Raw genomic sequence first — 21,888 nt, forward strand, 5'->3', positions numbered from 1 at the left:
TCCCGGCCCGGCTGCTCCGGGGCGGCCCGATACACTGGGGCACCGTGAAGATCCTCAGCGTCGTCGGCGCGCGCCCCCAGTTCGTGAAGCTCGCCCCGATCGCGAGGGCTGCGGCATCCGCCGGCGTGGAGCACACGATCGTGCACACCGGCCAGCACTACGACCCGATGCTGTCCGACGTGTTCTTCTCCGAACTCGGCATCTCGGCGCCCGACGTGCACCTCGGGGTCGGCTCGGGGTCGCACGGGGTGCAGACGGGCGCGATGCTGGGTGCGCTCGACGCGGTCTTCGACGAGCACCGGCCCGATTGGGTGCTCGTGTACGGCGACACCAACTCCACGCTCGCCGCCGCGCTCTCGGCCGTGAAGCTGCACCTGCCGGTGGCGCACCTGGAGGCCGGGCTCAGATCGTTCAACAGGCGGATGCCGGAAGAGCACAACCGCGTGCTCACCGACCACGCCGCGGACCTCCTGCTCGCCCCGACCGCGACCGCCGTGGAGCATCTCCGCGACGAGGGCCTCGCCGAGCGCACCGTTCTCGTGGGCGACGTGATGACGGACGTGCTGTATCAGGTGCGCGACGCCATCGGCGACACGCCCTCCGCGTTGATCGACCGGTTGGGGCTGGAACCACACGGGTACTACTTGGCCACGATCCACCGGGCGGACAACACCGACGAGGCCGACCGCCTCCGCGACATCGTGGCCGGCCTCGCGGCCTGCGACCGGCCGGTCGTGCTGCTCGCCCACCCGCGTCTGGTCGCCAAGGCAGCGGAGCACGGGATCACGCTGTCCTCGGGCGCGCTCGTCGAGCACCCGCCGTTGGCGTATGCGGACCTCCTTTCCGCCGCTATGGGCAGCCGCGGCGTCATCACCGACTCGGGCGGCCTGCAGAAGGAAGCGTTTCTGCTCAGGGTTCCATGCACGACGGTGCGCACCGAGACGGAATGGGTCGAAACCGTCGACCTCGGGTGGAACGTGCTCGTGCCCGAAGCCCGGCGGATCCCGGCCGCGGCGGCGCGTCCTACGCCGTCACCGACCGATGTGACCCCGTACGGTGACGGACGCGCTGCCGAGCGCGTGATCCGAGAGTTGCTCGACCGCGCCTGAGCGCCCGACGAGTCGGCGAGCCCGACGCCTCACTCGGGGAGGTCGGCGTGCTCCCGTGCGCGGCGCGCATCGACCTTGGCCTGCTGCCAGCGACGGAGGCGGCGCTCGAGAGGCTTCTCGACCCAGAGGTGGAGGGCCGCGGCGGCAGCGGTCGCGACCACGAGCAACGCTGCAGTCCAGCCGAGGTTCGCCCACCGCGTCGGCTGCTGCCCGAACAGCTCGAGCGCCGTGTAGATGAGCGTGGCGTGGATGAGGTAGAAGGCGAAGGACCACTCGCCGAGCGCCACGATCGGTCGCGCCGTCATCCAACCGGCTCGGCCCCTGAGCTCGCGGGAGGCGGTGGCCACGATCAATGCCCCGCAGAGCACGGTCACGATCTCGCTCGAGTAGGGGGAGACCACGACCTCGACCGGCCGGAACGGCGCGAAGCCCTCGGCGCCGACGATCACCACGAAATAGGCCAGGATCGCCGCGAACGGGATCGCCGGGTGCCAGCGCGGCCGCCAACCTTGGCGGAACGCCCACGCGAGGAGCATGCCGAGCGCGAACTCGTTGAGACGGAGCACCGGCCAAGGCAGCGTCGCAAGCCAGCTGGTCGGGGCGAGCTGGATCACGACCCTGGTCGCCGTGGCGAAGGCCACGACGCCGAGCGCTCCCCACAGCGCCGCGCGCTTGGAGAAGCGACGCACCACGGCGGCCACGAACGGATGCACCGCGTAGAAGAACATCTCCGCGGTGAGGGTCCACGCGGCAGGGTTGCCTGAGAAGAGGATCGCAGGGTCCCGCGACCAGCCCTGGAGGAGGAACACCGAGAGCAGCAGGACACCGATCGAGAACGGCTTCACCCACCACTCCGACGGGTCGGGATCGAAGCTGTAGAACACCGGGATCGCGAGGAGCAGCGTGACGAAGTGAAGCGGGTAGATGCGAGCGAAGCGCCGCCAGTAGAACGTGCTCTTCGGCGTGCCCGCTCGCATCGACCACGTGAGCACGAATCCCGAGAGCACGAAGAAGAACGTCACGCCGAAGTGCCCGAACTGGAGGAAGCCCGAGACGACCCCCGGAAGCGGCGCGAAGACGAGGATGTGATACCCGAAGACGACGAACGCCGCCCACCAGCGGAGGCCGGTGATCGCGTCGAGTCGCGCGGCTTGCGCGGACGGGGCAGGCTGGGTCACGAGCGCCCAGTCTACCGGTGACCATGGGAGATACTCCGTCGCGCCGTCGGCCCATCCGGGCGCACTTAGACTTGCACGGTGCGTATCGCAGTCATAGCCCTCGGCAAGATCGGCCTCCCCCTCGCAGCACAGTTCGCGGAACGCGGGCACGAGGTGACGGGCGTCGACGTGAACTCCGACCTCGTCGCTCAGGTGAACGACGGCCACGAGCCGTTCCCGGGTGAAGCCGGCCTGCAGGAACGCCTCGATCGGCTGGTTCCGAGCGGTCGCCTTCGGGCGACCACGGACTATGCCCAGGCGGTGCCCGAGGCGGACGCCGTGGTCGTGGTGGTGCCGCTCGTCGTCGACAACGAGACGTGGGAGCCCGACTTCGGCTGGATGGACGCCGCGACCCGGTCCCTCGCCCAGCACCTCACGCCGGGCACGCTCGTGTCCTATGAGACCACCCTCCCGGTGGGCACGACTCGCACGCGATGGAAGCCCATGCTCGAAGTAGGCTCCGGTCTCGTGGAGGGCGAGGACTTCGACCTCGTGTTCTCGCCCGAACGAGTGCTGAGCGGGCGCATCTTCGCCGACCTGCGCCGATACCCGAAGCTCATCGGCGCGCTCGGCGACCGCGGCGCCGCCCGTGCGCGCGAGTTCTACGAGGCCGTGCTCGAGTTCGACCATCGCGACGATCTCCCCCGTGCGAACGGGGTGTGGGACCTCGGCAGCGCAGAGGCGGCTGAGTTCGCCAAGCTCGCCGAGACCACCTACCGCGACGTGAACATCGGCCTCGCGAACGAGTTCGCCCTGTTCGCTGACCAGGTGGGCGTCGACGTCTACGGCATCATCGAGGCCTGCAACTCGCAACCGTACAGCCACATCCACCGCCCTGGCATCGCCGTCGGCGGACACTGCATCCCGGTCTACCCCCGCCTCTACCTCGCGACCGACCCCGACGCCGACATCGTGCGCACCGCCCGGATCCTCAACGCGGCGATGCCGTCTCGTACCGTGGCGCAGGCGGCATCCATACTCGGCGACCTCGACGGGCTCACCTCCGTGGTGCTCGGCGCCGCCTATCGAGGCGGCGTCAAGGAGACCGCGTTCTCCGGGGTGTTCTCGACCGTCGAAGCCCTCCGCGAACGCGGCGCACGGGTGCTCGTGCACGATCCCCTCTACTCCGATGACGAACTGCGGGCGCTCGGGTGGGAGCCGTACCGGCCGGGCGACGCCGTGGACCTCGCGGTCCTCCAGGCGGACCACGCCGAATACCGCTCGCTCACGCCGGCCGACCTGCCCGGCGTGCGCCTCCTCGTCGATGGCCGCAATGTCACCGACGCCGCGTTGTGGAAGGGCGTGCCGAGGCTGCTCGTCGGCGGTGGCGGGGTACGTTGAGCCCGTCCCTCCGCGGCATCGCCGGCCGGTTGGCCGCCCGGCTGCCGGAACCGGTGCAGATGCGCCTGAACCCGCGAAAGTACGGGTTCAGGGAGACGGATGTCCCCGCGCCCGTGCAGGCGCCCGACACGCCGATACGGCTCTACATCGCACCCGTGAACTTCGCCGGACAGGGATACGAGTGGGCTCGGGCGGCCGAGCGGGTACCCGGCGTCGGAGCGGTCGACATGCAGTACCGCAACGCCGACGACCTCGGATTCCCGAGCGACTACGCGCTTCCGACCATCGTCTTCAGCAGATCGCGGCGATGGCAGCGGGCTCAGTTCGAGGCGGTCGCACGCGGATTCACCCACGTGATCATCGAGGCGGAGCGTCCGATCTTCGGAACGCTCTTCGACGGCGATGTCGACCTCGAGGTGGCGGCGCTTCGCGACCATGGCGTCAGTGTGGCGATGCTCTCGCATGGCAGCGACCTCAGACTCCCGAGCCGCCATCGGCAGATCGACCGATGGTCGCCGTTCGTCGATGAGGACTGGGATCTCGTCGACATCCTCGAGGAGCAGTCGGCAGGGCATCTCCGACTGCTCGGGCGGCTCGGCGCTCCGGTGTTCGTCTCCACGCCCGACCTGCTCCTCGACTGGCCCACCGCCACGTGGCTCCCGCTCGTGGTGCCCCCCGAGCCGTGGCGCGGCGGCCCTGAGCCGCTCGCCCGGGACGTGCCGATCGTCGTCCATGCGCCGAGCAACGCCAGGATCAAGGGGTCCGCCCTCATCGACGGGACCATGCAGTCGCTACACGATCGTGGTCTCGTGGAGTACCGCCGAATCGAGCGGGTCACCGCGTCGGAGATGCCTGCGCTGTATCGGGATGCGGATGTCGTCCTCGAGCAGTTCCGGATCGGCACGTACTCGCGGGCGGCGGTCGAGGCGATGTGCGCCGGTCGGGTGGTCGTAGCGCATGTTCATGACCAGGTCCGTGAGCACGTCCGCACGGCGACCGGTTTGGATGCTCCCGTGGTCGAGGCGACGCCGGATTCTCTCGAGCGGCTCATACGCGACCTGCTCGATCGACGTGCCCACTACCGGGAGGTCGCCCGAGCCGGCGTCGAGTTCGCCGCCGCAGTGCATGACGGCCGATTGTCTGCGGAGGTGCTGCGCCCCTTCCTCCTCGGCGACGCGCGGTGACGCCCGTCAGGGGCGCCGGTCGCGGCGAGGCTCGGCGAACCGGCGCCCCGACTCGCGCCGAGCCGGACTCGACGGCTGACACGGCGCGACCCGGTCGTTAGTGTGGATCGCGGATCCCTACATCCGCTTGACGACGCCACGGCCCGACGCCGTGGGCGTCGGGTGGGGGAGCGCGCGACTTGGGGGTTGCACCGGTGAAGAAGCTCATGGTCGGACTCGTCGCCGGACTCCTCGTGGGATCCACGCTCGTGGTTCCCGCGTATGCGGCGAACGAGGGTGCCGACACGGTCGACGAGTCGTCGCAGTATGCGGCGCACCTGCACGAGCAGGCGGATTCGGCGGATGACCCGGTACCCGGTGACGCCGCGGGCGAAGCGGCGGCCGAGCGACGCGCCGAGGAGGACCAGGCGATCGCCGAGGCGCGGTCCGCCGACGGCACGATCGGCGCCGCGGTTGCGGGAAGCGACTTCACGGCGGGCAACCTCATCGCCGACGCGAACTTCTACGACAAGGCCGCGATGTCGGAGAGCCAGATCCAGGCCTTCCTGGTCAAGATGGTCGGCAGCTGCGCCAATTCGCTGTGCCTCGCGAACTACACGACCACCACGCCCGATCGCACGTGGAGCTACGGCACCTGTGCGCCGTACGATGGCGCAGCCAACGAGTCAGCGGCCCGCATCATCTACAAGGTGCAGGTGGCGTGCGGCCTCAGCGCGAAGGTGATCCTCGTCACGCTGCAGAAGGAGCAGTCGCTGCTCACGAACCCGGCGCCGTCGACCGGCACCATGCAGAAGGCGATGGGCTACGCATGTCCGGATAGCGCGCCCTGCGACTCGACGTACTACGGGTTCTTCAACCAGGTGTTCGCCGCGGCACGCCAGCTCACCTGGTACGGCAACCCCTCCGGCTCGTTCACCTGGCTGAAGGTCGGACAGGCGAACCACATCCTCTATCACCCCGATGCCGATCGTTGCGGCGGCTCGAACGTGATGATCGTGAACAAGGCGACGGCGGCGCTCTACTACTACACGCCGTACCAGCCGAACAGCGCGGCGCTCGCGAACCTCTACGGCACGGGCGACTCGTGCTCCGCCTACGGCAACCGCAACTTCTGGCGCATGTACCGGGATTGGTTCGGCGACCCGCGCACGGTCGTGGCGCTCTCGATGAAGCGACTGGCCGGCGCGGATCGCTACGAGACGGCGGCCAAGATATCGCTGGACACCCATCCCACTCCCGGGGTTCCCGTCGCGTACGTCGCCTCGGGCGCCGATTTCGCCGATGCCCTCGCAGCGGCGCCGGCCGCGGCGCTCCTCGGCGGGCCGATGCTGCTCGTGGCACGGGACGCGATCCCCGGCGTGACCCTGACCGAGCTCAAGCGACTCGCGCCGCAGCGGATCCTCATCGCGGGTGGCGAGGGCGTGGTCGGGGCATCCGTGATGGAGATGCTCCAGCAGATCGCCCCGACGGAACGGGTCGGCGGCGCGGACCGCTACGAGACATCGCGCACCATCGTGGCGAAGGAATTCGGAGCGACGAAGGTCGCCTACCTGGCGACCGGACGCGACTTCCCCGACGGGCTGAGTGCCGGGGCGGTGGCCGGGGGCATCGGGGCCCCGGTGGTGCTCGTCGACGGGCAGGCGGGCAGCGTCGACGCCGAAACGATCGCACTGCTCACGAGCAAGGGCGTCACCGAGGTGCGAATCGCCGGAGGCATCGGCGCGGTCTCGTCGGGCATCCAGTCGAGCCTTGCCGCGTTCACGGTCACGCGATACGCAGGCGCCGATCGCTACGAGACCAGCGTGGCGATCAATGCGGCGGCGTTCACGACGAGCACGAACGCGTTCGTCGCCACCGGACTCGACTTCCCCGACGCGCTCACCGGGTCGGTCGCCGCGGGCGCTGCGCACGATCCGCTCTATCTCGGCAGACCGACCTGCGTGCCCGGCGTGGTCCGCAGTGCGGCACTCGGCCAGGGCGTCACCTCGGTGACGCTGCTCGGCGGTGACAGCGTGCTGGAGGATGCGGTCGGCCGTCTTCAGCCCTGCTGACGGCTCGTCCGCCTCACGGCTCGAGCGATGGCTCGATGCCGTCGACGGGTCCGTCCGCGGGGCGGCCGGGCAGACGCTCCGGATGCCGGAACACGGTGCGTAGTGCGAACAGCTGCACCCCGAGCACCGCGATCTCCGAGATCGCGAGTCCCCATGCGAGGCCGACGACGCCGAACCACAGCGTGAGCGGGATCATCAGCGCGGTCCCGACGATCGCCCCGACGATGGTGCTGCGGGCGAGCACCTTGGCGAGGCCGAGCGCGGTCAGGCACGCGAACCCGGTGAGCTGGGAGGCGAGGAGGGCCGCGAGGTTCACTGCCATGGCGGCGGCGAGCGCCCACGGCAGCACCAGTGCGCCTCCGGAGAGGAGTCCGCTCACCCATGGGCTCAGCAGTCCGAAGGCGAGCCCGCCGGCGACGGCGAGCACCAACGCGAGGAGGGTGACCCGGCGCGCTCGCGTGAGCAGCCGCTCGATCTCGGGAGCGGGGACGTAGCCCTGCGCCACCTGCACCACGGGCCTGGTCGCGTAGAGCGAGAGGCGTACCATCCGCTCGGCGAGCGCGTACACGGCGGTGGCGCTCGGGATGAAGATCTGCACGATGACCACGGGCACGTTGACGTAGAGCGACGCCGTTGCAGCCATCGTCACGGGTGCAGACTGGCCGCGGAGATTTCGGGCGGCGCGCACCGGTGAGAGGGTGAACGCCCACCCCCCGTGGCGGCGGAGGATGTCGGCCCCCGAGACGACCGCGGCGATGATGACGCCCAGCAGCTGGAGTCCGGCGAACCAGCGTGCGTCACCGGTCCCCACGAGCACGAGGGCGCCGGCGACCGTCCCTGCGACGCGGGGCATGGAATCGAGCAGCAGGAACCGCATCGGACTTTTCTCGCCGACGTAGAACCATCCCGAGCCGAGCGACACGAGGATGCCGCTCGTCACCGTGAGGGCGGCGAGCCAGGGGTCGCCGCGCGAGAGCGCGATGGCGAGCGGGATCGCGACGATGAGCACGGCGGCGTTGAGCCAGACCCGGCTGAGCACCGAGTCGAAGAAGTAGCGGCCGCGCGCCGAGACGGGCCGACCGGCCACGTCGGTCGGTCCGGTCACGCCCCACCCGAAGGCGGCGATGACGAACGCGAAGCCGGCCACGGCCTGGGACACGGCGATGGTGGTCCACGCGGTCTCGCCCGCGGCGATGATCACGGCCGGGATCACCGCGATGCTCACGAGGCCGCTCACGATCACGGAGAGGCCGTACCCGCCCGTGGCGCGGAACAGCCGTCTGGAGCCGATCACCCTTGATGCCTCCCACTCACCGCGGCCGCGCCGCCGCCGGAACCCGGCGCAACTGTACCGGAAAGACGAGGGTTTCCATCACGCAGTTGCCGTTCGCGTCAGCGTGCCGAGAGCGCGCCGGCCGAGACCGCGGCCTCGAGAGCCTCGTTCCACCCCCGAATTGGGGAGAGGCCCGCATCGAGCCATGCTCCGTGATCGAGCACGGAGTACGCGGGCCGAGGCGCCGGCCGCACGAACGCGGAGCTGTCGGTGGGCGTGATCCGGTCGGGGTCGAGGCCGGATGCCGCGAGCACGGCCCGCGCGAACCCGTACCAGGTCGTCTCGCCCGAACTGGTGCCGTGGTAGACGCCGGCCGGGGCGTCGGCGTCGATGAGCGACACGATCGCGTGCGCGAGGTCGAGCGTCCAGGTCGGCTGGCCTCGCTGGTCGTCGACGACCGACCACGTGTCCTTCGTGGCCGCGAGCGCGAGCATGGTGCGGGCGAAGTTCGGGCCGTGCGCGCCGTACAGCCACGCGGTTCGCACGATGTAGGAGCGGTCGGGCAGGAGCTGCTCGACGAACTCCTCGCCCGCCGCCTTCGTGCGTCCGTAGGCCGAGATCGGATGCCGCGGCGCGTCCTCCGGGTACGGAGAAGTCGCTCGGCCGTCGAAGACATAGTCGGTCGACACCTGCACCAGTCGCGCACCGTGACGAGCGGCCGCGGCGGCGAGGTTGCGCGCGCCGGTCGCGTTGACGGCGAATGCGGTCGTCTCGTCGGACTCGGCCTCGTCGACCCTCGTGTACGCGGCCGCGTTGATGATGACGTCGTGGCCGGCGGCGGCCTCGAGCACGGCGGCTTCGTCGGTGACATCGAGGTCGGCACGCCCCGCCGCGGTCACCTCGCGGTCGCGGAGCGCCGAGCGCAGGTCGGTGCCGAGCATGCCCCCAGCGCCGACGACCAGGGTCCGTGCTGCGGCCGTCACCCCAGCGCCGCCCGGGCCTTGAGCGGTTCCCACCATGAGCGGTGATCGCGGTACCACTGCACGACGTCGGCGAGTCCCTGTTCGAAGGGGACGAGCGGCCGGTAGCCGAGCTCCGCCTCGACCTTCGAGATGTCCACGGAGTAGCGCAGGTCGTGGCCCTTGCGGTCCTCGACGTGGTCGACGTAGCTCCAGTCACGACCGGTCGCGGCGAGGAGCATCTCGGTGAGCTCGCGGTTGCTGAGTTCCGTGCCGCCGCCGATGTTGTAGATCTCGCCTGCGCGCCCGCGCGTGAAGACGGCTGCGATCCCGCGGGTGTGGTCGTCGACGTGCAGCCAGTCGCGGATGTTCGCCCCGTCGCCGTAGAGCGGCACGTGCTCGCCGTCGATCAGGTTGGTGACGAACAGCGGGATGACCTTCTCGGGGAAGTGGTACGGGCCGTAGTTGTTGGAGCACCGTGTGATCGACACGTCGAGGCCGTGGGTGCGATGGTAGGCGCGGGCGAGCAGGTCGCTTCCGGCCTTCGACGCGGAGTACGGCGAGTTCGGCTCGAGAATGTGATCCTCACGCCACGAACCCTCGCTGATCGAGCCGTACACCTCGTCGGTCGAGACGTGCACGAATCGGGGCACGCCGGCACGCACGGCCGCGTCGAGCAGCCGTTGCGTGCCGCCGACGTTCGTGTCGACGAAGATCGACGCATCGCGCACGGAGCGGTCGACGTGGCTCTCGGCGGCGAAGTGCACGACGCCGTCGAGACCCGGGAAGAGCTCGTCGAGCAGGGCGGAGTCGCGGATGTCGCCGTGCACGAACGTGTACCGGGGTGAGCCGGCGACCGGGGCGAGATTCTCGAGATTGCCCGAGTAGGTCAGCGCGTCGAGCACCACGAGGTCGGCGCCTTCGAGACCCTCGTAGGTGTCCTCGAGCACCCGGCGCACGAAGTTCGAGCCGATGAACCCGGCGCCGCCGGTCACGAGGATCTTCAAGGGCATCGATGGTTCCGTTTCTCGAGGGGGATGCGGACGCGAGTCTACCGGGAGCCGATTGGTACGCTGCTCTGATGCAGATCCGTGAACTCGCGATTCCCGACGCGTACGAGCTCACGCCCAGGCAGTTCGCCGACGACCGCGGGCTCTTCCTCGAGTGGTACCGCTTCGACGTGCTCGAGCAGGCGATCGGCCACTCGCTCGACCTCAAGCAGGCGAACCTCTCGGTCTCCCGCCGCGGGGTGCTGCGCGGCATCCACTTCGCGGCGATCCCCGGCCAGGCGAAGCTCGTCACGGCCGCGGCGGGCGCGGTGCTCGACTTCGTCGTCGACATCCGGCTGGGCTCGCCCACGTTCGGCCGGTGGGACACGGTGCTGCTCGACTCCGCCGATCGCCGGGTGGTCTACCTGGCCGAGGGCCTCGGGCACGCGTTCGTCGCCCTCACCGACGACGCCACGGTCACCTACCTCGTCAACGACGTGTTCCGGCCCGACCGGGAGTTCGGCGTGAACCCCCTCGACCCCGCGATCGGCCTCGAGATCCCGCACGAGGCAGGTGAGCCGATCCTCTCGCCGAAGGATGCCGCGGCCCCGAGCCTCGCCGAGGCCGAGCGGCTGGGCACCCTTCCCGCCTGGGATGACGCCCGCCAGCTGTACGCCTCGCTCGCGGCTGGAGCCTGACATGCGTGGAATCATCCTTGCGGGCGGCACCGGCACCCGGCTGTGGCCGATCACCAAGGGCATCTCGAAGCAGCTCATGCCCATCTTCGACAAGCCGATGGTCTACTACCCGCTGTCGACCCTCATGATGGCGGACATCCGCGAGATCCTCGTGATCACGACGCCCGAGTACCACGACCAGTTCCGGGCGCTCCTCGGCGACGGCTCCTCGCTCGGCATCCGCCTCGAGTACGCCGTGCAGCCGTCGCCCGACGGGCTGGCGCAGGCGTTCCTCATCGGCGAGGACTTCATCGGCGACGAGTCGGTCGCGCTGGTGCTCGGCGACAACATCTTCCACGGTGCGGGGCTCGGCACCTCCCTGCGCCGGAACACGACCATCGACGGCGCGCGGATCTTCGCGTACCACGTGAGCAACCCGGGCGACTACGGCGTCGTCGAGTTCGACCACGAGTTCCGGGCCGTCTCGATCGAGGAGAAGCCGCGGCATCCGAAGAGCAACTACGCGGTGCCCGGACTCTACTTCTACGAGAACTCGGTCGTCGAGGTCGCCAAGGGCATCCGGCCCAGCGCACGTGGCGAGCTGGAGATCACGGCCGTGAACGAGCATTACCTCGCCGAGGGGCGGCTCCAGGTGCAGGTCCTCGACCGTGGAACCGCATGGCTCGACACCGGCACGTTCGAGTCGATGATGCAGGCCAGCGATTACGTGCGCGTGATCGAGGAGCGACAGGGCTTCAAGATCGGATGCATCGAAGAGGTCGCCTGGCGCGCCGGCTGGATCGACGACGCCCGCCTCGCCGCGCTCGCCGCGCCGCTCGCCAAGAGCGGCTACGGCGACTACCTCACGCGGCTCATCGCCGAGCGCTGAGCGTCGCCGACCGCGGGTTCAGGTGCGGACGGCTACAATCGACCCTTGGCTCGCCAGCCGCATCCGTCGGCTCCGATCGAAGCGTCGAGCCGATCACAGGAAGAGGACTGGTACATGGCGGACGTGGATCTCGTAGTCGTCGGATCCGGATTCTTCGGACTGACGGTGGCAGAACGCGCCGCACGAGACCTCGGTCGCCGCGTCCTCGTGATCGACCGGCGCGACCACATCGGCGGCAACGCGTACAGCGCGCCCGAGCCGCAGACCGGCATCGAGGTGCACCGGTACGGCGCGCACCTCTTCCACACGTCGAACCCGTCGGTGTGGGAGTACGTCAATCGGTTCACCACGTTCACCGACTACGTGCACCGCGTGTACACGACGCATCGCGGCGAGGTGTACCCTCTGCCCATCAACCTGGGCACCCTGAACCAGTTCTTCCGTTCTGCGCACGGTCCCGCGGCTGCACGCGAGCTCGTCGCGTCACAGGCCGCGGAGGTGGATGCCGCGTCGGTGCAGAACCTCGAGGAGAAGGCGATCTCGCTGATCGGACGCCCGCTGTACGAGGCGTTCATCCGCGACTACACGGCGAAGCAGTGGCAGACCGACCCGAAGGAGCTGCCGGCCGAGGTCATCAGCCGGCTCCCGGTGCGGTACACGTACGACAACCGCTACTTCAACGACACCAACGAGGGCCTGCCGACCGACGGCTACACCGCCTGGATCGAGCGCATGGCAGACCACCCGAACATCGAGGTTCGCCTGTCGACGGACTTCTTCGACGAGACGCAGCCGGTGAACCGGGCCGCCGTCGTGGGCAACGTGCCCGTCGTCTATACGGGCCCCGTCGACCGCTACTTCGACTACGCCGAGGGCGAGCTCTCGTGGCGCACGCTCGACTTCGAGCAGGAGGTGCTCGACGTCGGCGACTTCCAGGGCACCTCCGTCATGAACTACGCCGACCTCGACGTGCCGTACACGCGCATCCACGAGTTCCGCCACTTCCACCCCGAGCGGGAGTATCCCGCCGACCGCACGGTCATCATGCGCGAGTTCTCCCGGTTCGCCACCCGGGGCGACGAACCCTACTACCCCGTCAACACCCCCGAGGACCGCGCCCGGCTGCTCGCATACCGGGAGCTCGCCAAGGGCGAGCCCGACGTGCTCTTCGGCGGCCGTCTCGGCACCTACCAGTACCTCGACATGCACATGGCGATCGGCTCGGCGCTGTCGATGTACGAGAACAAGCTGAAGCCCGCCCTCGGCTGAGTGCCGACCGATCACCGAGGACTCACAGATGACTGACTCGACCACGGACGAGCACGGGACCATCCTGCAGCGGGTGGTCTTCCCGGTGCACGGCGACCCGCAGGCGTTGCCGCTGTACCTGGATGCCGAGACGTGGAGCGGCGTCGACCGGTCGGATGAGGGCGTCGAGGTGCTCGCGCGCGCCCGCGGGCTCGACGTCGGCGACGGTGGGCGCCGGCCGCTGCGGCTCTCGTCGTACACCGGCCTCACGCTCCTCGACGGGCGTCGCGGGCTCACCGTGCCCGGGGGCCGGTCGATCTCGCTGGCGACCTATTTCAGCGCGTTCCCGGCGAGCTACTGGAACACCTGGACGACGCTCGACGGCGTCGTGCTGCGCGTGTCGACCCGCGGCCCGGGACGCGTGATCGTCTTCCGGTCCAACGCTCGCGGCGTCGTGCAGCAGGTCGACGGCGTGGAGGTGTCGGGCGAGGCGACGACCGAGTTCGAGTTGCCGTTCTCGTCGTTCATCGACGGCGGCTGGCTCTGGTTCGACCTCGTCGCCGGCGACGATCCGTTCTCCCTCGTCGAGGCGGACTGGCTCGCCCCGCGTGGCGCGGCGCCCCGCGTGCCAGGCACGGCCACCGTGTCGATCACGACCCTGAACCGCGGCGACTACTGCACCCGGCTCCTTCGGGAGATCGGCGACGACGCCGCCGCGGTCGCCCTGCTCGACCGCGTGCTCGTCGTCGACCAGGGCTCCGAGCGGATCGTCGAGAACGCGGGCTTCGCCGCGGCCGAGCAGAGCCTCGGCGGGCGCCTGCAGGTCATCGAGCAGGCGAACCTCGGCGGCTCGGGCGGCTTCTCCCGCGGCATGCTCGAGACGGTCCGCGACGGACGCTCGGACTACATCCTGCTGCTCGACGACGACGTCGAGATCGAGCCCGAGAGCGTTCGCCGTGCGGTCACCTTCGCCAACTACTGCAACCGCCCGACCATCGTCGGCGGCCACATGCTCGACATGTACGACAAGTCGAAGCTGCACGCGTATGCCGAGGGAATCCGCTGGAGCCCGTTCATGTGGGGCCCGTTCACGCCCGACCGGCATGACTTCACCGACTCGAACCTGCGCCAGACGAAGTGGATGCACCGACGGTTCGACGTCGACTACAACGGATGGTGGATGTCGCTCATCCCCGTCGAGACGATCCGCACGATCGGCCTCTCGTTGCCGGTGTTCATCAAGTGGGACGACGCGGAGTACTCGCTCCGTGCCCGCGAGCACGGGTACGCGACGGTGAGCCTTCCGGGCGCGGCGGTATGGCACGTCTCGTGGGTCGACAAGGACGACTCGCACGACTGGCAGGCGTTCTTCCACGCCCGCAACCGTCTCGTCGCGGCACTGCTGCACTCACCCATGAAGCGCGGGGGCAAGCTCTGGCGTGCCAACCTCGCGAGCGACGTCAAGAACCTGCTCACGATGGACTACTACACGGTCGCCATGAAGCACGAGGCCATCCGCAGCGTGTTCGACGGTCCCGAGCAGCTCCACACCGACATGGTCGACCGGCTCGCACGGGTCCGCGCGCTCGGTGCGGACTTCACCGAGGCGAAGGTCATGCGCGTCGCCGAGGACCTGCCCAGGTTCCCGGCGCGCGAGATCCGCAGCGTGGCGACCGGGATGGTCGACCCCGGGCCCACGGGCGTCGCCTTCGTGCGGTGGATGCTCCGCACGATATGGCGGCACGCCGTGCGCCAGCCGGTCGGGACGGATGCGCCGCGCGCGCACCTCTCCTACCAGGACGCCCGCTGGTTCCAGGTGCCCGAGCACGACAGCCTGCTCATCACGAATGCCGAGGGCTCGGGCGTCACCTGGCATGTGCGCGACCGGCGCCGGTTCCGGCGCATGCTCATCGATTCGATCCGGCTGAACCTGCGCTACCGTCGGCAGTGGGATGCACTCCGTCGCCGGTACCGCGCGGCGCTGCCCGACATCACGTCGCTCGAGACCTGGGCGCGGTCGCTCGGACGGGACGAGTGACCGGCTGGGAGGCCGCGCTGCCGGCGGCGTTGGCAGCACTCGCGCTGCTCGTCGTTCCCGGCGCCGCCGTCTCCGTCGCGTTCGGGTTGCGCGGCGTCATGCTCGTGGGCGTCGTCCCGCTCGCATCCGTGTCGGTGATCGGCCTTGCGACGCTCGCCAATCACGTGCTGCCGTTCCAGTGGGGCGTGATCCCGGTGGTCGTCGCGACGCTCGTGCTCACGGCACTCGTGGTCGCGGTTCGGTGGCTGCTCCGCACGCGCTGGCAGACCACGCTCGTCCCGGTCGGTCGCGCCGGGGCCTGGATCGCCGGGGCCGCGATCCTCGTCGCGTTCACGCTCATCGCGGTCCGGTTCGCGGCCATCTTCGGCGCGCCCGATCACATCTCGCAGACGTTCGACAACGTGTTCCACCTGAATGCGGTGCGATACATCATGGACGTCGGCGATGCGTCGCCGCTGCGCCTCGGCAGCCTCACCTACGACCTCGACGGCGTGCCGTCGTTCTACCCGGGCACGTGGCATGCGCTCGTGGCGGTCGTCGCCGAGCTGTCCGCGGCATCCGTGCCGGTGGCCGTGAACGCCACGAACATCGTCATCGGCGGCCTCGTCTGGCCGGCCGGAGCCGTGCTCCTTTCTCGGGTCGCGTTCGGGCCGCGCGTCTTCCCGGTGCTCGCGACCGGCGTCCTCGCCGCCGCGTTCGGGGCGTTCCCGTACCTCATGATCCAGTTCGGCGTGCTGTACCCGAACCTGCTCTCGATCGCGCTGCTGCCGGGTGCGCTCGCGGCGGCGGCGCTCGCCGCGGGCCTGGGCACCGAGTCCGAGCTCGGCGCGGTGCCGCGATGGATGCTCCTCGTCGTGGTCATCCCGGGTCTCGCACTCGCGCATCCGAGCACGCTCGTCGCATTCGTCGGCTTCGCCGTGCCGATCGCGCTGGTGGGGCTCTTCCGGCACGTGCGTGCGCTCAGGGCCGAGCACGCGCCGCGCTCCCGATACTGGCGAGCCGCGGCCCTGGCCACGCTCGGGTTCGTCGCCGGCGCGGCGCTGTTCCTCGTCGCGCGGCCGCCGAGGGGCGCCGCGTTCTGGGGCCCGTGGGCAGATCCCCTCGCCGGTGCCTGGGCCGCCCTCACCTCGAGTCCCATGAACACGGCCGTCGACTGGTCGATCGTGGTGCTGACGGCGCTGGGCATCGTCGGCATCATCGTGACCCGTCGCAACCTCTGGCTGCTCGGGATGTTCGCGATCGGCCTCATCCTGTACGTCCTCGCGGTGAGCGCGCCGTCGGGACTCTTCCGGTACCTGATGGTCGGCACCTGGTACAACGACACCAATCGACTCGCGGCGCTCCTGCCCGTCGTCGCGCTGCCGGTGGCGGTCGCGGGCGGCGTGTGGCTGCTCGACCTGATCCGCACCGCCCTCACACGCCTCGGGCCGTCGAGCCCCGAGCGGCGCCGCGTAGCTTCCGTCGCGGCCGTCGCGGCCGTCCTGCTGGTCGTCATCGGCGTCCTCACCCAGACGGGACCGCAACTCGACCAGCGCACCCGGTGGGCCCAGCGGCTCTACGTGCTCGCCCCCGACTCGCCGCTGCTGTCGAGCGACGAGGCCGCGCTGCTCGACCGCGTCGACGACGTGGTACCCGAGGATGTCGTCGTCGCCGGCAGCCCGTGGACCGGAGCCTCGCTCGTGTACGCGATCTCCGATCGTCGGCCGCTGCTCCCCGCGATCTTCGGCGACCGTCGAGGCCCGACGGTCGTGCTCATGGAGTCCCTGCGCGATGCGGGCGACGATCCCGAGGTGTGCGATGCCCTGCGCGAGGCGAACGTCGGCTTCGTACTCGACTTCGGCGCGCGCGAGGTGCACCCCGGCGAGCATCCGATCGCGGGCTTCGCCGACCTCGAGGCATCCGACGCCGTGCGACTGGTCGACCAGGAGGGCGAAGCGCGCCTCTACGAGGTGACCGCATGCCGATAGGCGGTCGTCGTCGCACCGGGGGAGTCACGTCGATCCTGGTGGCGACCGCCGTCGCCGGCGGCTCGGGATACCTCGCCACCGCGATCGTCGGCGCGACCCGCCCTCCGACCGACTACGCCGCGTTCGGCGTGTTCTGGGCGACCATCTACCTCGTGATCGCGGTGCTCTCGGGCATCCAGCAGGAGGTGACCCGCGCGACGGCGCCGGTGGAGCCGGGCACGCAGGCCAGGAGTCACCTCGCGTTCCGCTTCGGGGCGGCCACCGCACTCGTGACCGCCGTGGCGCTCGCGGCCGGCGCCGTGTTCTGGGCCGCTCCGGTGTTCGGCGCCGACGGCGCGGACCTCGTGCCGCCCATCGTGCTGGGCGCCGCCGGATACGTCGTCGTCGCCGTGATCAGCGGCACGCTCTCGGGGCTCCGCGCGTGGACGGCCGTCGCGTTCATGATCGGCGTCGACGGGGTGCTCCGCCTCGCCGCGATCCTCACGGTGCTCGCGGTGGGCGGCGACGTGGTCGCGCTCGCGTGGGCGATCGCCGTGCCGTTCCCGCTCACCCCGCTCGTGCTGTGGTGGTTCTTCCGGCGGGCGGTCGTCGGCCGCTCGACCCTCGACGTCGGGGCGAAGACCCTCGTCTGGAACTCCGCCCGCACCGTCGCGGCCTCGGTCGCCATCGGTGCCCTCGTCAGCGGGTACCCGTTGCTGCTCAAGCTCGCGCGTCCCGACGCTCCCGACGCGGAGCTCGGCTCGGTGATCTTCGCCGTCAATCTCGTGCGCGCCCCGCTCGTCATCGTCGTGCTGGCGCTGCAGGGTTACCTCGTCGTCGCGTTCCGCACCGCGGGGCCGCGTTCGTGGCGGCTGTTCGGCCGGATCGCCGCCGCACTCGCCGGGGCGACCGTGGTGCTGGCCGCGGCGGCCGGCCTGGCCGGGCCGCCGATCCTCGAGGCCTGGTGGCCCGAGTACGTGCTGAGCGACTGGTTCCTCGCCGCGCTCGTGGCGAGCTCGGGGCTGCTCGGGCTGTTGTGCGTGAGCGGTCCGCTCGTGCTCGCGCGCGCCGAGCACGGCATCTACACGACCGGTTGGGTCGTCGCGGCGCTGACGACGCTCGCCTGCCTCATCGCCGTGCCCGGCGGTCTGGCCATGGCGATGATCGTGTCGTTGGTCGCCGGGCCGGTGGTCGGCGTCGCCGCGCATCTCGCCGGGCTCGCCGTGCGGCGTCGGCAGGCGAGGGCAGCGGATGCCGCGGAGGCCGACACGCAGCCCTAGTCGGTCTTGGGCCGATCGGGCCGCGCCGACGGCTCCTCGGTCTGCTCGAGGCGCCGCTCCAGGGACTCGACGCGCAGGCGCAGCAGCGACAGTTCCTCGGCGAGCGTCTGCGACTCGGCCTCGAGGGTCGTGAGTTCGGAGCTGTGCTGGAGGCCGACGAGGAAGAGCACGGCCGCACTCAGGAAGAAGACGAGGTTGGTCGGCACCTCGACGCCGATGAGCTGGGCCGCCCACCCCAGCAGCTGCGGGAAGATGCCGACGACGAGTGCGATGATGCCCGCGGCCAGCCACCACACGGCGTGCCGTTCGCGGAGGCGGCGTTGACGCAGCATCTCGATCACGACGATCAGCACGAAGAGCGCGGCGACGATGCCGAGGATGTAGGTCGCGAGGCTCATGGGGCCGTCACCATCGATTCGTGCAGGGGGACGGGCGGCCGCATGAGGGCGAAGAGCAGGGCGATCATCGCGCGCCCCAGGTACGCCGCGGCCTTGAACGGGTCGTGCGACGGCGTGCCGCCCGCGCGCGGGCGCATCGCCACGGGGATCTGGCGCACGCGGCATCCGGCCCGCACCGCGATCACGAGGGACTCGATGGTGTCGCCGAGGTATTCCGACGGGTAGTGGTCGGCGAAGAGCCGAACGGCGCGCGGTCCGCTCGCGCGGAACCCCGAGGTAGTGTCGGTGAGCGTCGTTCCCGAGAGCCGGCTGAGGATGGAGCTCAGCATCCGCATCGCCCACCGACGCGGGCCCTTCACGGTGTAGTCGCCCTCGCCCGCGAACCGCGCGCCGAGCACGATGTCGGCCTCGCCGAGCGCCTCGACGAGCGCGGCGACGCCGGCCGGGTCGTGCTGGCCGTCGGCGTCGACCTGCACCACGTTGTCGTAGCCGTGCTCGATGGCGTAGTTGAACCCGAGCCGCATGGCGCCGCCGACCCCGACGTTGAACGGAAGGCGGGCGACGCGCGCGCCGGCCGCCCGGGCCTCGGCAGCCGTGGCATCCGTCGATCCGTCGTCGACGACCAGGCACGCGGCAGCGGGGACCTTCGCGAGCACCTCGCGGACCACCGCGCCCACCGAGGCCTCCTCGTTGAGCGCGGGCATCACGACGAGCGTGCGAGCGAGCTCCGAGGTCATGGCACCCATCCTAAACGGCGGGGCGGCGGGTCCCGGACGGGGCCGGGACCGTGCCCGGGTATACTCGATGCGCGCCGCGGGGCCCCGGAATCGGAAAGGGCCGACCTCCATTTCCGTCCCGCCCGTTCTTGTCGCCGCCGGTGCGACGCACACCCGAGGAGAGGCCGTTCATGTGTCGATGCGCCGCTCCGCGCCCCGTCGGGGCGGCGTCGCTCGGGGCAGCGTCCCTCGGGGGAGCGCCGTGAGCGTCCGTCCGGCACCCGCCGACGACCGCGTGCGGTCGGCGGCCGGTCTCGACTTCCGCGCCGCCATGCGCGGTCGGTCCAACGCCCTCGGCGTGCTCCGGCTCGTGCTCGCCTCGGCGGTGATCGTCTCGCACGCGTTCCCGCTCGGCGGGTGGGGCGACGACCCGTTCTTCAGCTGGAGCCACGGACAGGAGAACCTCGGCGGGGTCGCCGTGCTCGGATTCTTCGCGATCAGCGGCTACCTCATCACGAAGAGCGGCGTGAACTCGGGCGTGGTCCCGTTCCTGTGGCGCCGGGTGCTGCGCATCTTCCCCGCGTTCTGGGCGGTGCTCCTCGTCGGCATCCTCGTCGTGGGCCCCATCGCGTGGTTCGCCGAGGGCCGCACGCTCGACGGCTACGCGAGCCGCTGGCCGGGCGGGCCGCTCTGGTACTTCATCGGCAACATGACCCTCGTCATCAACCAGTGGGGCATCCACGACATCTTCGTGGAGTCGACGCCGTACGGGCAGGCGGTGGGCTACAGCGTCTTCAACGGATCGCTCTGGACGCTCGCCTACGAGTTCGGCTGCTACCTGATGATCGGCGCACTCGTGCTCTTCGGGCTCCTGCGCCGCGCGCCGTTCGTGGTGCCGCTGCTCACCGGCGTGTTCCTCGTGCTGCAGGGACTGCGGTTCCTCGCGCCCGAGGTGTTCGCCCTCCTGCCCGGCTGGTTCGGCGACCCGCTGGCCGTGAACCTCTCGCTCGCGTTCCTGTGGGGGGCCGTGATCGCGGTCTATTCGCATCGGGTACGGGTGTCGGATGTCGCGGGCGTGATCTCGATCGCGGTGGCCGCGGCGAGCTACGCCACCTACGGGTTCGGCTTCGTCGGCCTGCCCGCGCTCGCCTACGCGCTGCTCTGGGCGGCCGTGCGCCTGCCCGAGCGCGTCAAGCGCATCGGCAGTCGCAACGACTACTCGTACGGCATCTACCTGTACGGCTTCCTCGTGCAGCAGTTGTTCGCCTCGTTCGGCTGGCACGCGCTGGGTTACGTGCCGTACGTGCTCATCAGCCTCGCCGCCGCCACCGCGTTCGCCATGGCGAGCTGGCACCTGCTCGAGAAGCCGGCGCTGTCGCTCAAGGACCGCGGCCCCGGTCGCGGCGTCGCCTACTGGGTGGATCGAGCCCGAAATCGTGAGCGGAAGGCGACCCTGCCGGCCGCGGGAAAGGAATCTGCATGACCCGGCAACAGCTCGGCACGGTGCTCGTCACCGGCGGCGCGGGATTCATCGGCTGCGCGCTCTCGGAGCGACTCGCGCCCGACGCCGCGCGCTGGGTGGTCGTCGACTCGCTGCACCCGCAGGTGCACGCCACGCAGTCACGGCCCGCGGCGCTCGCCGACGCGGCCGAGCTCGTGGTCGGCGACGTCACCGAGCCCGAACTGTGGGACCGCGTCCTGGCGGATGTGCGGCCCGACCTCGTCATCCATCTGGCGGCCGAGACGGGCACCGCGCAGTCGCTGTCGGAGGCCAGCCGGCACGCGCGCGTGAACGTCGTGGGCACCACGGAGCTGCTCGACGGGCTCGGGCGTGCCGGCATCGTGCCGAGCGGGTTCCTGCTCTCGAGCAGCCGCGCGGTATACGGCGAGGGAAGCTGGCAGCGCGCCGACGGCACGTCGTTCGTGCCGGGGCAGCGCTCGCACGCCCAGTTCGAGCGCGGGCAATGGGACTTCGAGGGCGCGACGCCGCTGACGAGTTCGGTCGCGTCGACCTGGCCGACGCCGACGAGCGTGTACGGCGCCACGAAGCTCGCCCAGGAGCACATCCTCTCGGCGTGGGTCGACGCGCACGACTCGGCGCTCGGCATCCTGCGGCTGCAGAACGTCTACGGCCCCGGCCAGTCGCTCATCAACTCCTACACGGGCATCGTGTCGCTCTTCTCGCAGTGGGCCGCCGAGGGTCGGTCGATCCCGGTGTACGAAGACGGCCGCATCACGCGCGACTTCGTCTACATCGACGACGTCGCCGACGCGTTCACGGCGCTCGCCGGCCGGATGCCGCGGGCGGGCGTGGTGCGGTACGACGTGGGTTCGGGCGTCGCCACCACGATCCTCGAGATCGCCGGGCACATCGCCGACTACCACGGCGCACCGGCACCGCACGTGACCGGCCAGTACCGCGACGGCGATGTCCGGCACGCGGCCTGCGACATCCGGCCCACCATCGAGGCGCTCGGATGGGAGCCGCAGTGGTCGGTCGAACGCGGCGTCGCCGGACTCCAGGAGTGGATCGCCGCACAGGCGAGCTGAGCCGCCGCCCCGGGCGGACGGGG

The 21,888-nt window shown here is 70.5% G+C and carries 18 protein-coding genes; 12 read left to right on the forward strand and 6 right to left on the reverse strand.

The features are described 5' to 3' along the window. Positions 1–44: 44 nt before the first annotated feature. On the forward strand, positions 45–1,109 hold the full coding sequence (gene wecB, locus EZM51_RS02965) for a UDP-N-acetylglucosamine 2-epimerase (non-hydrolyzing) (RefSeq protein WP_136706713.1): 1,065 nt from the start codon (positions 45–47) through the stop codon (positions 1,107–1,109). 29 nt (positions 1,110–1,138) lie between these two features. Here the strand turns inward: wecB and EZM51_RS02970 are convergent, their stop codons facing one another. Continuing rightward, positions 1,139–2,287: an acyltransferase gene (locus EZM51_RS02970; RefSeq protein ID WP_136706714.1), complete on the reverse strand. Its 1,149-nt coding sequence runs from the start codon at positions 2,285–2,287 to the stop codon at positions 1,139–1,141. 78 nt (positions 2,288–2,365) lie between these two features. On the opposite strand from EZM51_RS02970, the gene EZM51_RS02975 reads away from it, so the two are divergent. The 3 genes from EZM51_RS02975 (at position 2,366) to EZM51_RS02985 (ending at position 6,902) form a co-directional block, all read left to right on the forward strand. Further along, positions 2,366–3,667 (forward strand): nucleotide sugar dehydrogenase, encoded by a 1,302-nt coding sequence (locus EZM51_RS02975; RefSeq protein WP_136706715.1) that lies wholly within the window; start codon positions 2,366–2,368, stop codon positions 3,665–3,667. Next, a complete protein-coding gene (locus EZM51_RS02980; protein WP_136706716.1) occupies positions 3,664–4,851 on the forward strand; it encodes a glycosyltransferase family 4 protein in 1,188 nt (395 codons plus the stop codon). The genes EZM51_RS02975 and EZM51_RS02980 overlap by 4 nt, the downstream gene beginning before the upstream one ends. A 194-nt stretch (positions 4,852–5,045) precedes the next feature. Beyond that, positions 5,046–6,902, forward strand: a complete 1,857-nt coding sequence (locus tag EZM51_RS02985) for a cell wall-binding repeat-containing protein (protein ID WP_136706717.1) — start codon at positions 5,046–5,048, stop codon at positions 6,900–6,902. Between the two features lie 13 nt (positions 6,903–6,915). Here the strand turns inward: EZM51_RS02985 and EZM51_RS02990 are convergent, their stop codons facing one another. The 3 genes from EZM51_RS02990 to rfbB form a co-directional block, all read right to left on the reverse strand. Next, positions 6,916–8,196: a polysaccharide biosynthesis C-terminal domain-containing protein gene (locus EZM51_RS02990; RefSeq protein ID WP_136706718.1), complete on the reverse strand. Its 1,281-nt coding sequence runs from the start codon at positions 8,194–8,196 to the stop codon at positions 6,916–6,918. Positions 8,197–8,294: 98 nt separating this feature from the next. Then, positions 8,295–9,158 (reverse strand): dTDP-4-dehydrorhamnose reductase, encoded by an 864-nt coding sequence (gene rfbD, locus EZM51_RS02995; RefSeq protein ID WP_282568123.1) that lies wholly within the window; start codon positions 9,156–9,158, stop codon positions 8,295–8,297. Beyond that, positions 9,155–10,141 carry a dTDP-glucose 4,6-dehydratase gene (gene rfbB, locus EZM51_RS03000; RefSeq protein ID WP_136706827.1) on the reverse strand — a complete coding sequence of 329 codons (987 nt, stop codon included), beginning with the start codon at positions 10,139–10,141 and terminating at the stop codon, positions 9,155–9,157. The genes rfbD and rfbB overlap by 4 nt, the downstream gene beginning before the upstream one ends. Before the next feature lie 74 nt (positions 10,142–10,215). Here rfbB and rfbC point away from each other — a divergent pair, with 74 nt between their 5' ends. The 6 genes from rfbC to EZM51_RS03030 all read left to right on the forward strand — a co-directional run bounded on the left by rfbC (position 10,216) and on the right by EZM51_RS03030 (position 18,201). Then, positions 10,216–10,821, forward strand: a complete 606-nt coding sequence (rfbC, locus tag EZM51_RS03005) for a dTDP-4-dehydrorhamnose 3,5-epimerase (RefSeq protein ID WP_136706720.1) — start codon at positions 10,216–10,218, stop codon at positions 10,819–10,821. Position 10,822: 1 nt separating this feature from the next. After that, a complete protein-coding gene (rfbA, locus tag EZM51_RS03010) occupies positions 10,823–11,689 on the forward strand; it encodes a glucose-1-phosphate thymidylyltransferase RfbA (RefSeq protein ID WP_136706721.1) in 867 nt (288 codons plus the stop codon). A gap of 114 nt (positions 11,690–11,803) precedes the next feature. Then, entirely contained in the window at positions 11,804–12,958 is a 1,155-nt protein-coding gene (gene glf / locus EZM51_RS03015) for a UDP-galactopyranose mutase (RefSeq protein ID WP_136706722.1), read from the forward strand. Positions 12,959–12,986: 28 nt separating this feature from the next. Beyond that, positions 12,987–14,975 (forward strand): glycosyltransferase, encoded by a 1,989-nt coding sequence (locus EZM51_RS03020; RefSeq protein WP_136706723.1) that lies wholly within the window; start codon positions 12,987–12,989, stop codon positions 14,973–14,975. Beyond that, entirely contained in the window at positions 14,972–16,942 is a 1,971-nt protein-coding gene (locus EZM51_RS03025; RefSeq protein ID WP_136706724.1) for a DUF6541 family protein, read from the forward strand. Before EZM51_RS03020 ends, EZM51_RS03025 begins: the two co-directional genes overlap by 4 nt. Continuing rightward, positions 16,933–18,201, forward strand: a complete 1,269-nt coding sequence (locus EZM51_RS03030; protein WP_136706725.1) for a hypothetical protein — start codon at positions 16,933–16,935, stop codon at positions 18,199–18,201. Before EZM51_RS03025 ends, EZM51_RS03030 begins: the two co-directional genes overlap by 10 nt. On the opposite strand, the gene EZM51_RS03035 is transcribed toward EZM51_RS03030, so the two are convergent. Together EZM51_RS03035 and EZM51_RS03040 are read right to left on the reverse strand one after the other, a co-directional pair. Then, the gene (locus tag EZM51_RS03035; RefSeq protein ID WP_136706726.1) at positions 18,198–18,599 is read right to left on the reverse strand and encodes a DUF2304 domain-containing protein; all 402 of its coding nucleotides are present in this window, start codon (positions 18,597–18,599) and stop codon (positions 18,198–18,200) included. The two genes, EZM51_RS03030 and EZM51_RS03035, sit on opposite strands and share 4 nt — an antisense overlap. Further along, positions 18,596–19,336: a glycosyltransferase family 2 protein gene (locus tag EZM51_RS03040; protein WP_136706727.1), complete on the reverse strand. Its 741-nt coding sequence runs from the start codon at positions 19,334–19,336 to the stop codon at positions 18,596–18,598. The genes EZM51_RS03035 and EZM51_RS03040 overlap by 4 nt, the downstream gene beginning before the upstream one ends. Before the next feature lie 241 nt (positions 19,337–19,577). On the opposite strand from EZM51_RS03040, the gene EZM51_RS03045 reads away from it, so the two are divergent. After that, positions 19,578–20,798, forward strand: a complete 1,221-nt coding sequence (locus tag EZM51_RS03045) for an acyltransferase (RefSeq protein WP_169053763.1) — start codon at positions 19,578–19,580, stop codon at positions 20,796–20,798. After that, the gene (locus EZM51_RS03050) at positions 20,795–21,865 is read left to right on the forward strand and encodes an NAD-dependent epimerase/dehydratase family protein (RefSeq protein WP_136706729.1); all 1,071 of its coding nucleotides are present in this window, start codon (positions 20,795–20,797) and stop codon (positions 21,863–21,865) included. Before EZM51_RS03045 ends, EZM51_RS03050 begins: the two co-directional genes overlap by 4 nt. The last annotated feature ends 23 nt before the right edge of the window (positions 21,866–21,888 follow it).

The sequence above is a fragment of the Agromyces sp. H66 genome (genome assembly GCF_004959775.1).
Classification (GTDB): Bacteria; Actinomycetota; Actinomycetes; order Actinomycetales; family Microbacteriaceae; genus Agromyces.

What these genes read in the sequence shown, in the direction of transcription:
- glf (WP_136706722.1), top strand. Translation starts at nt 11,804, where the DNA reads ATGGCGGACGTGGATCTCGTAGTCGTCGGATCCGGATTCTTCGGACTG.
- EZM51_RS03030 (WP_136706725.1), top strand. Translation starts at nt 16,933, where the DNA reads ATGCCGATAGGCGGTCGTCGTCGCACCGGGGGAGTCACGTCGATCCTG.
- EZM51_RS03035 (WP_136706726.1), bottom strand. Translation starts at nt 18,599, where the DNA reads ATGAGCCTCGCGACCTACATCCTCGGCATCGTCGCCGCGCTCTTCGTG.
- EZM51_RS03020 (WP_136706723.1), top strand. Translation starts at nt 12,987, where the DNA reads ATGACTGACTCGACCACGGACGAGCACGGGACCATCCTGCAGCGGGTG.
- EZM51_RS03040 (WP_136706727.1), bottom strand. Translation starts at nt 19,336, where the DNA reads ATGACCTCGGAGCTCGCTCGCACGCTCGTCGTGATGCCCGCGCTCAAC.
- rfbC (WP_136706720.1), top strand. Translation starts at nt 10,216, where the DNA reads ATGCAGATCCGTGAACTCGCGATTCCCGACGCGTACGAGCTCACGCCC.
- rfbA (WP_136706721.1), top strand. Translation starts at nt 10,823, where the DNA reads ATGCGTGGAATCATCCTTGCGGGCGGCACCGGCACCCGGCTGTGGCCG.
- EZM51_RS03050 (WP_136706729.1), top strand. Translation starts at nt 20,795, where the DNA reads ATGACCCGGCAACAGCTCGGCACGGTGCTCGTCACCGGCGGCGCGGGA.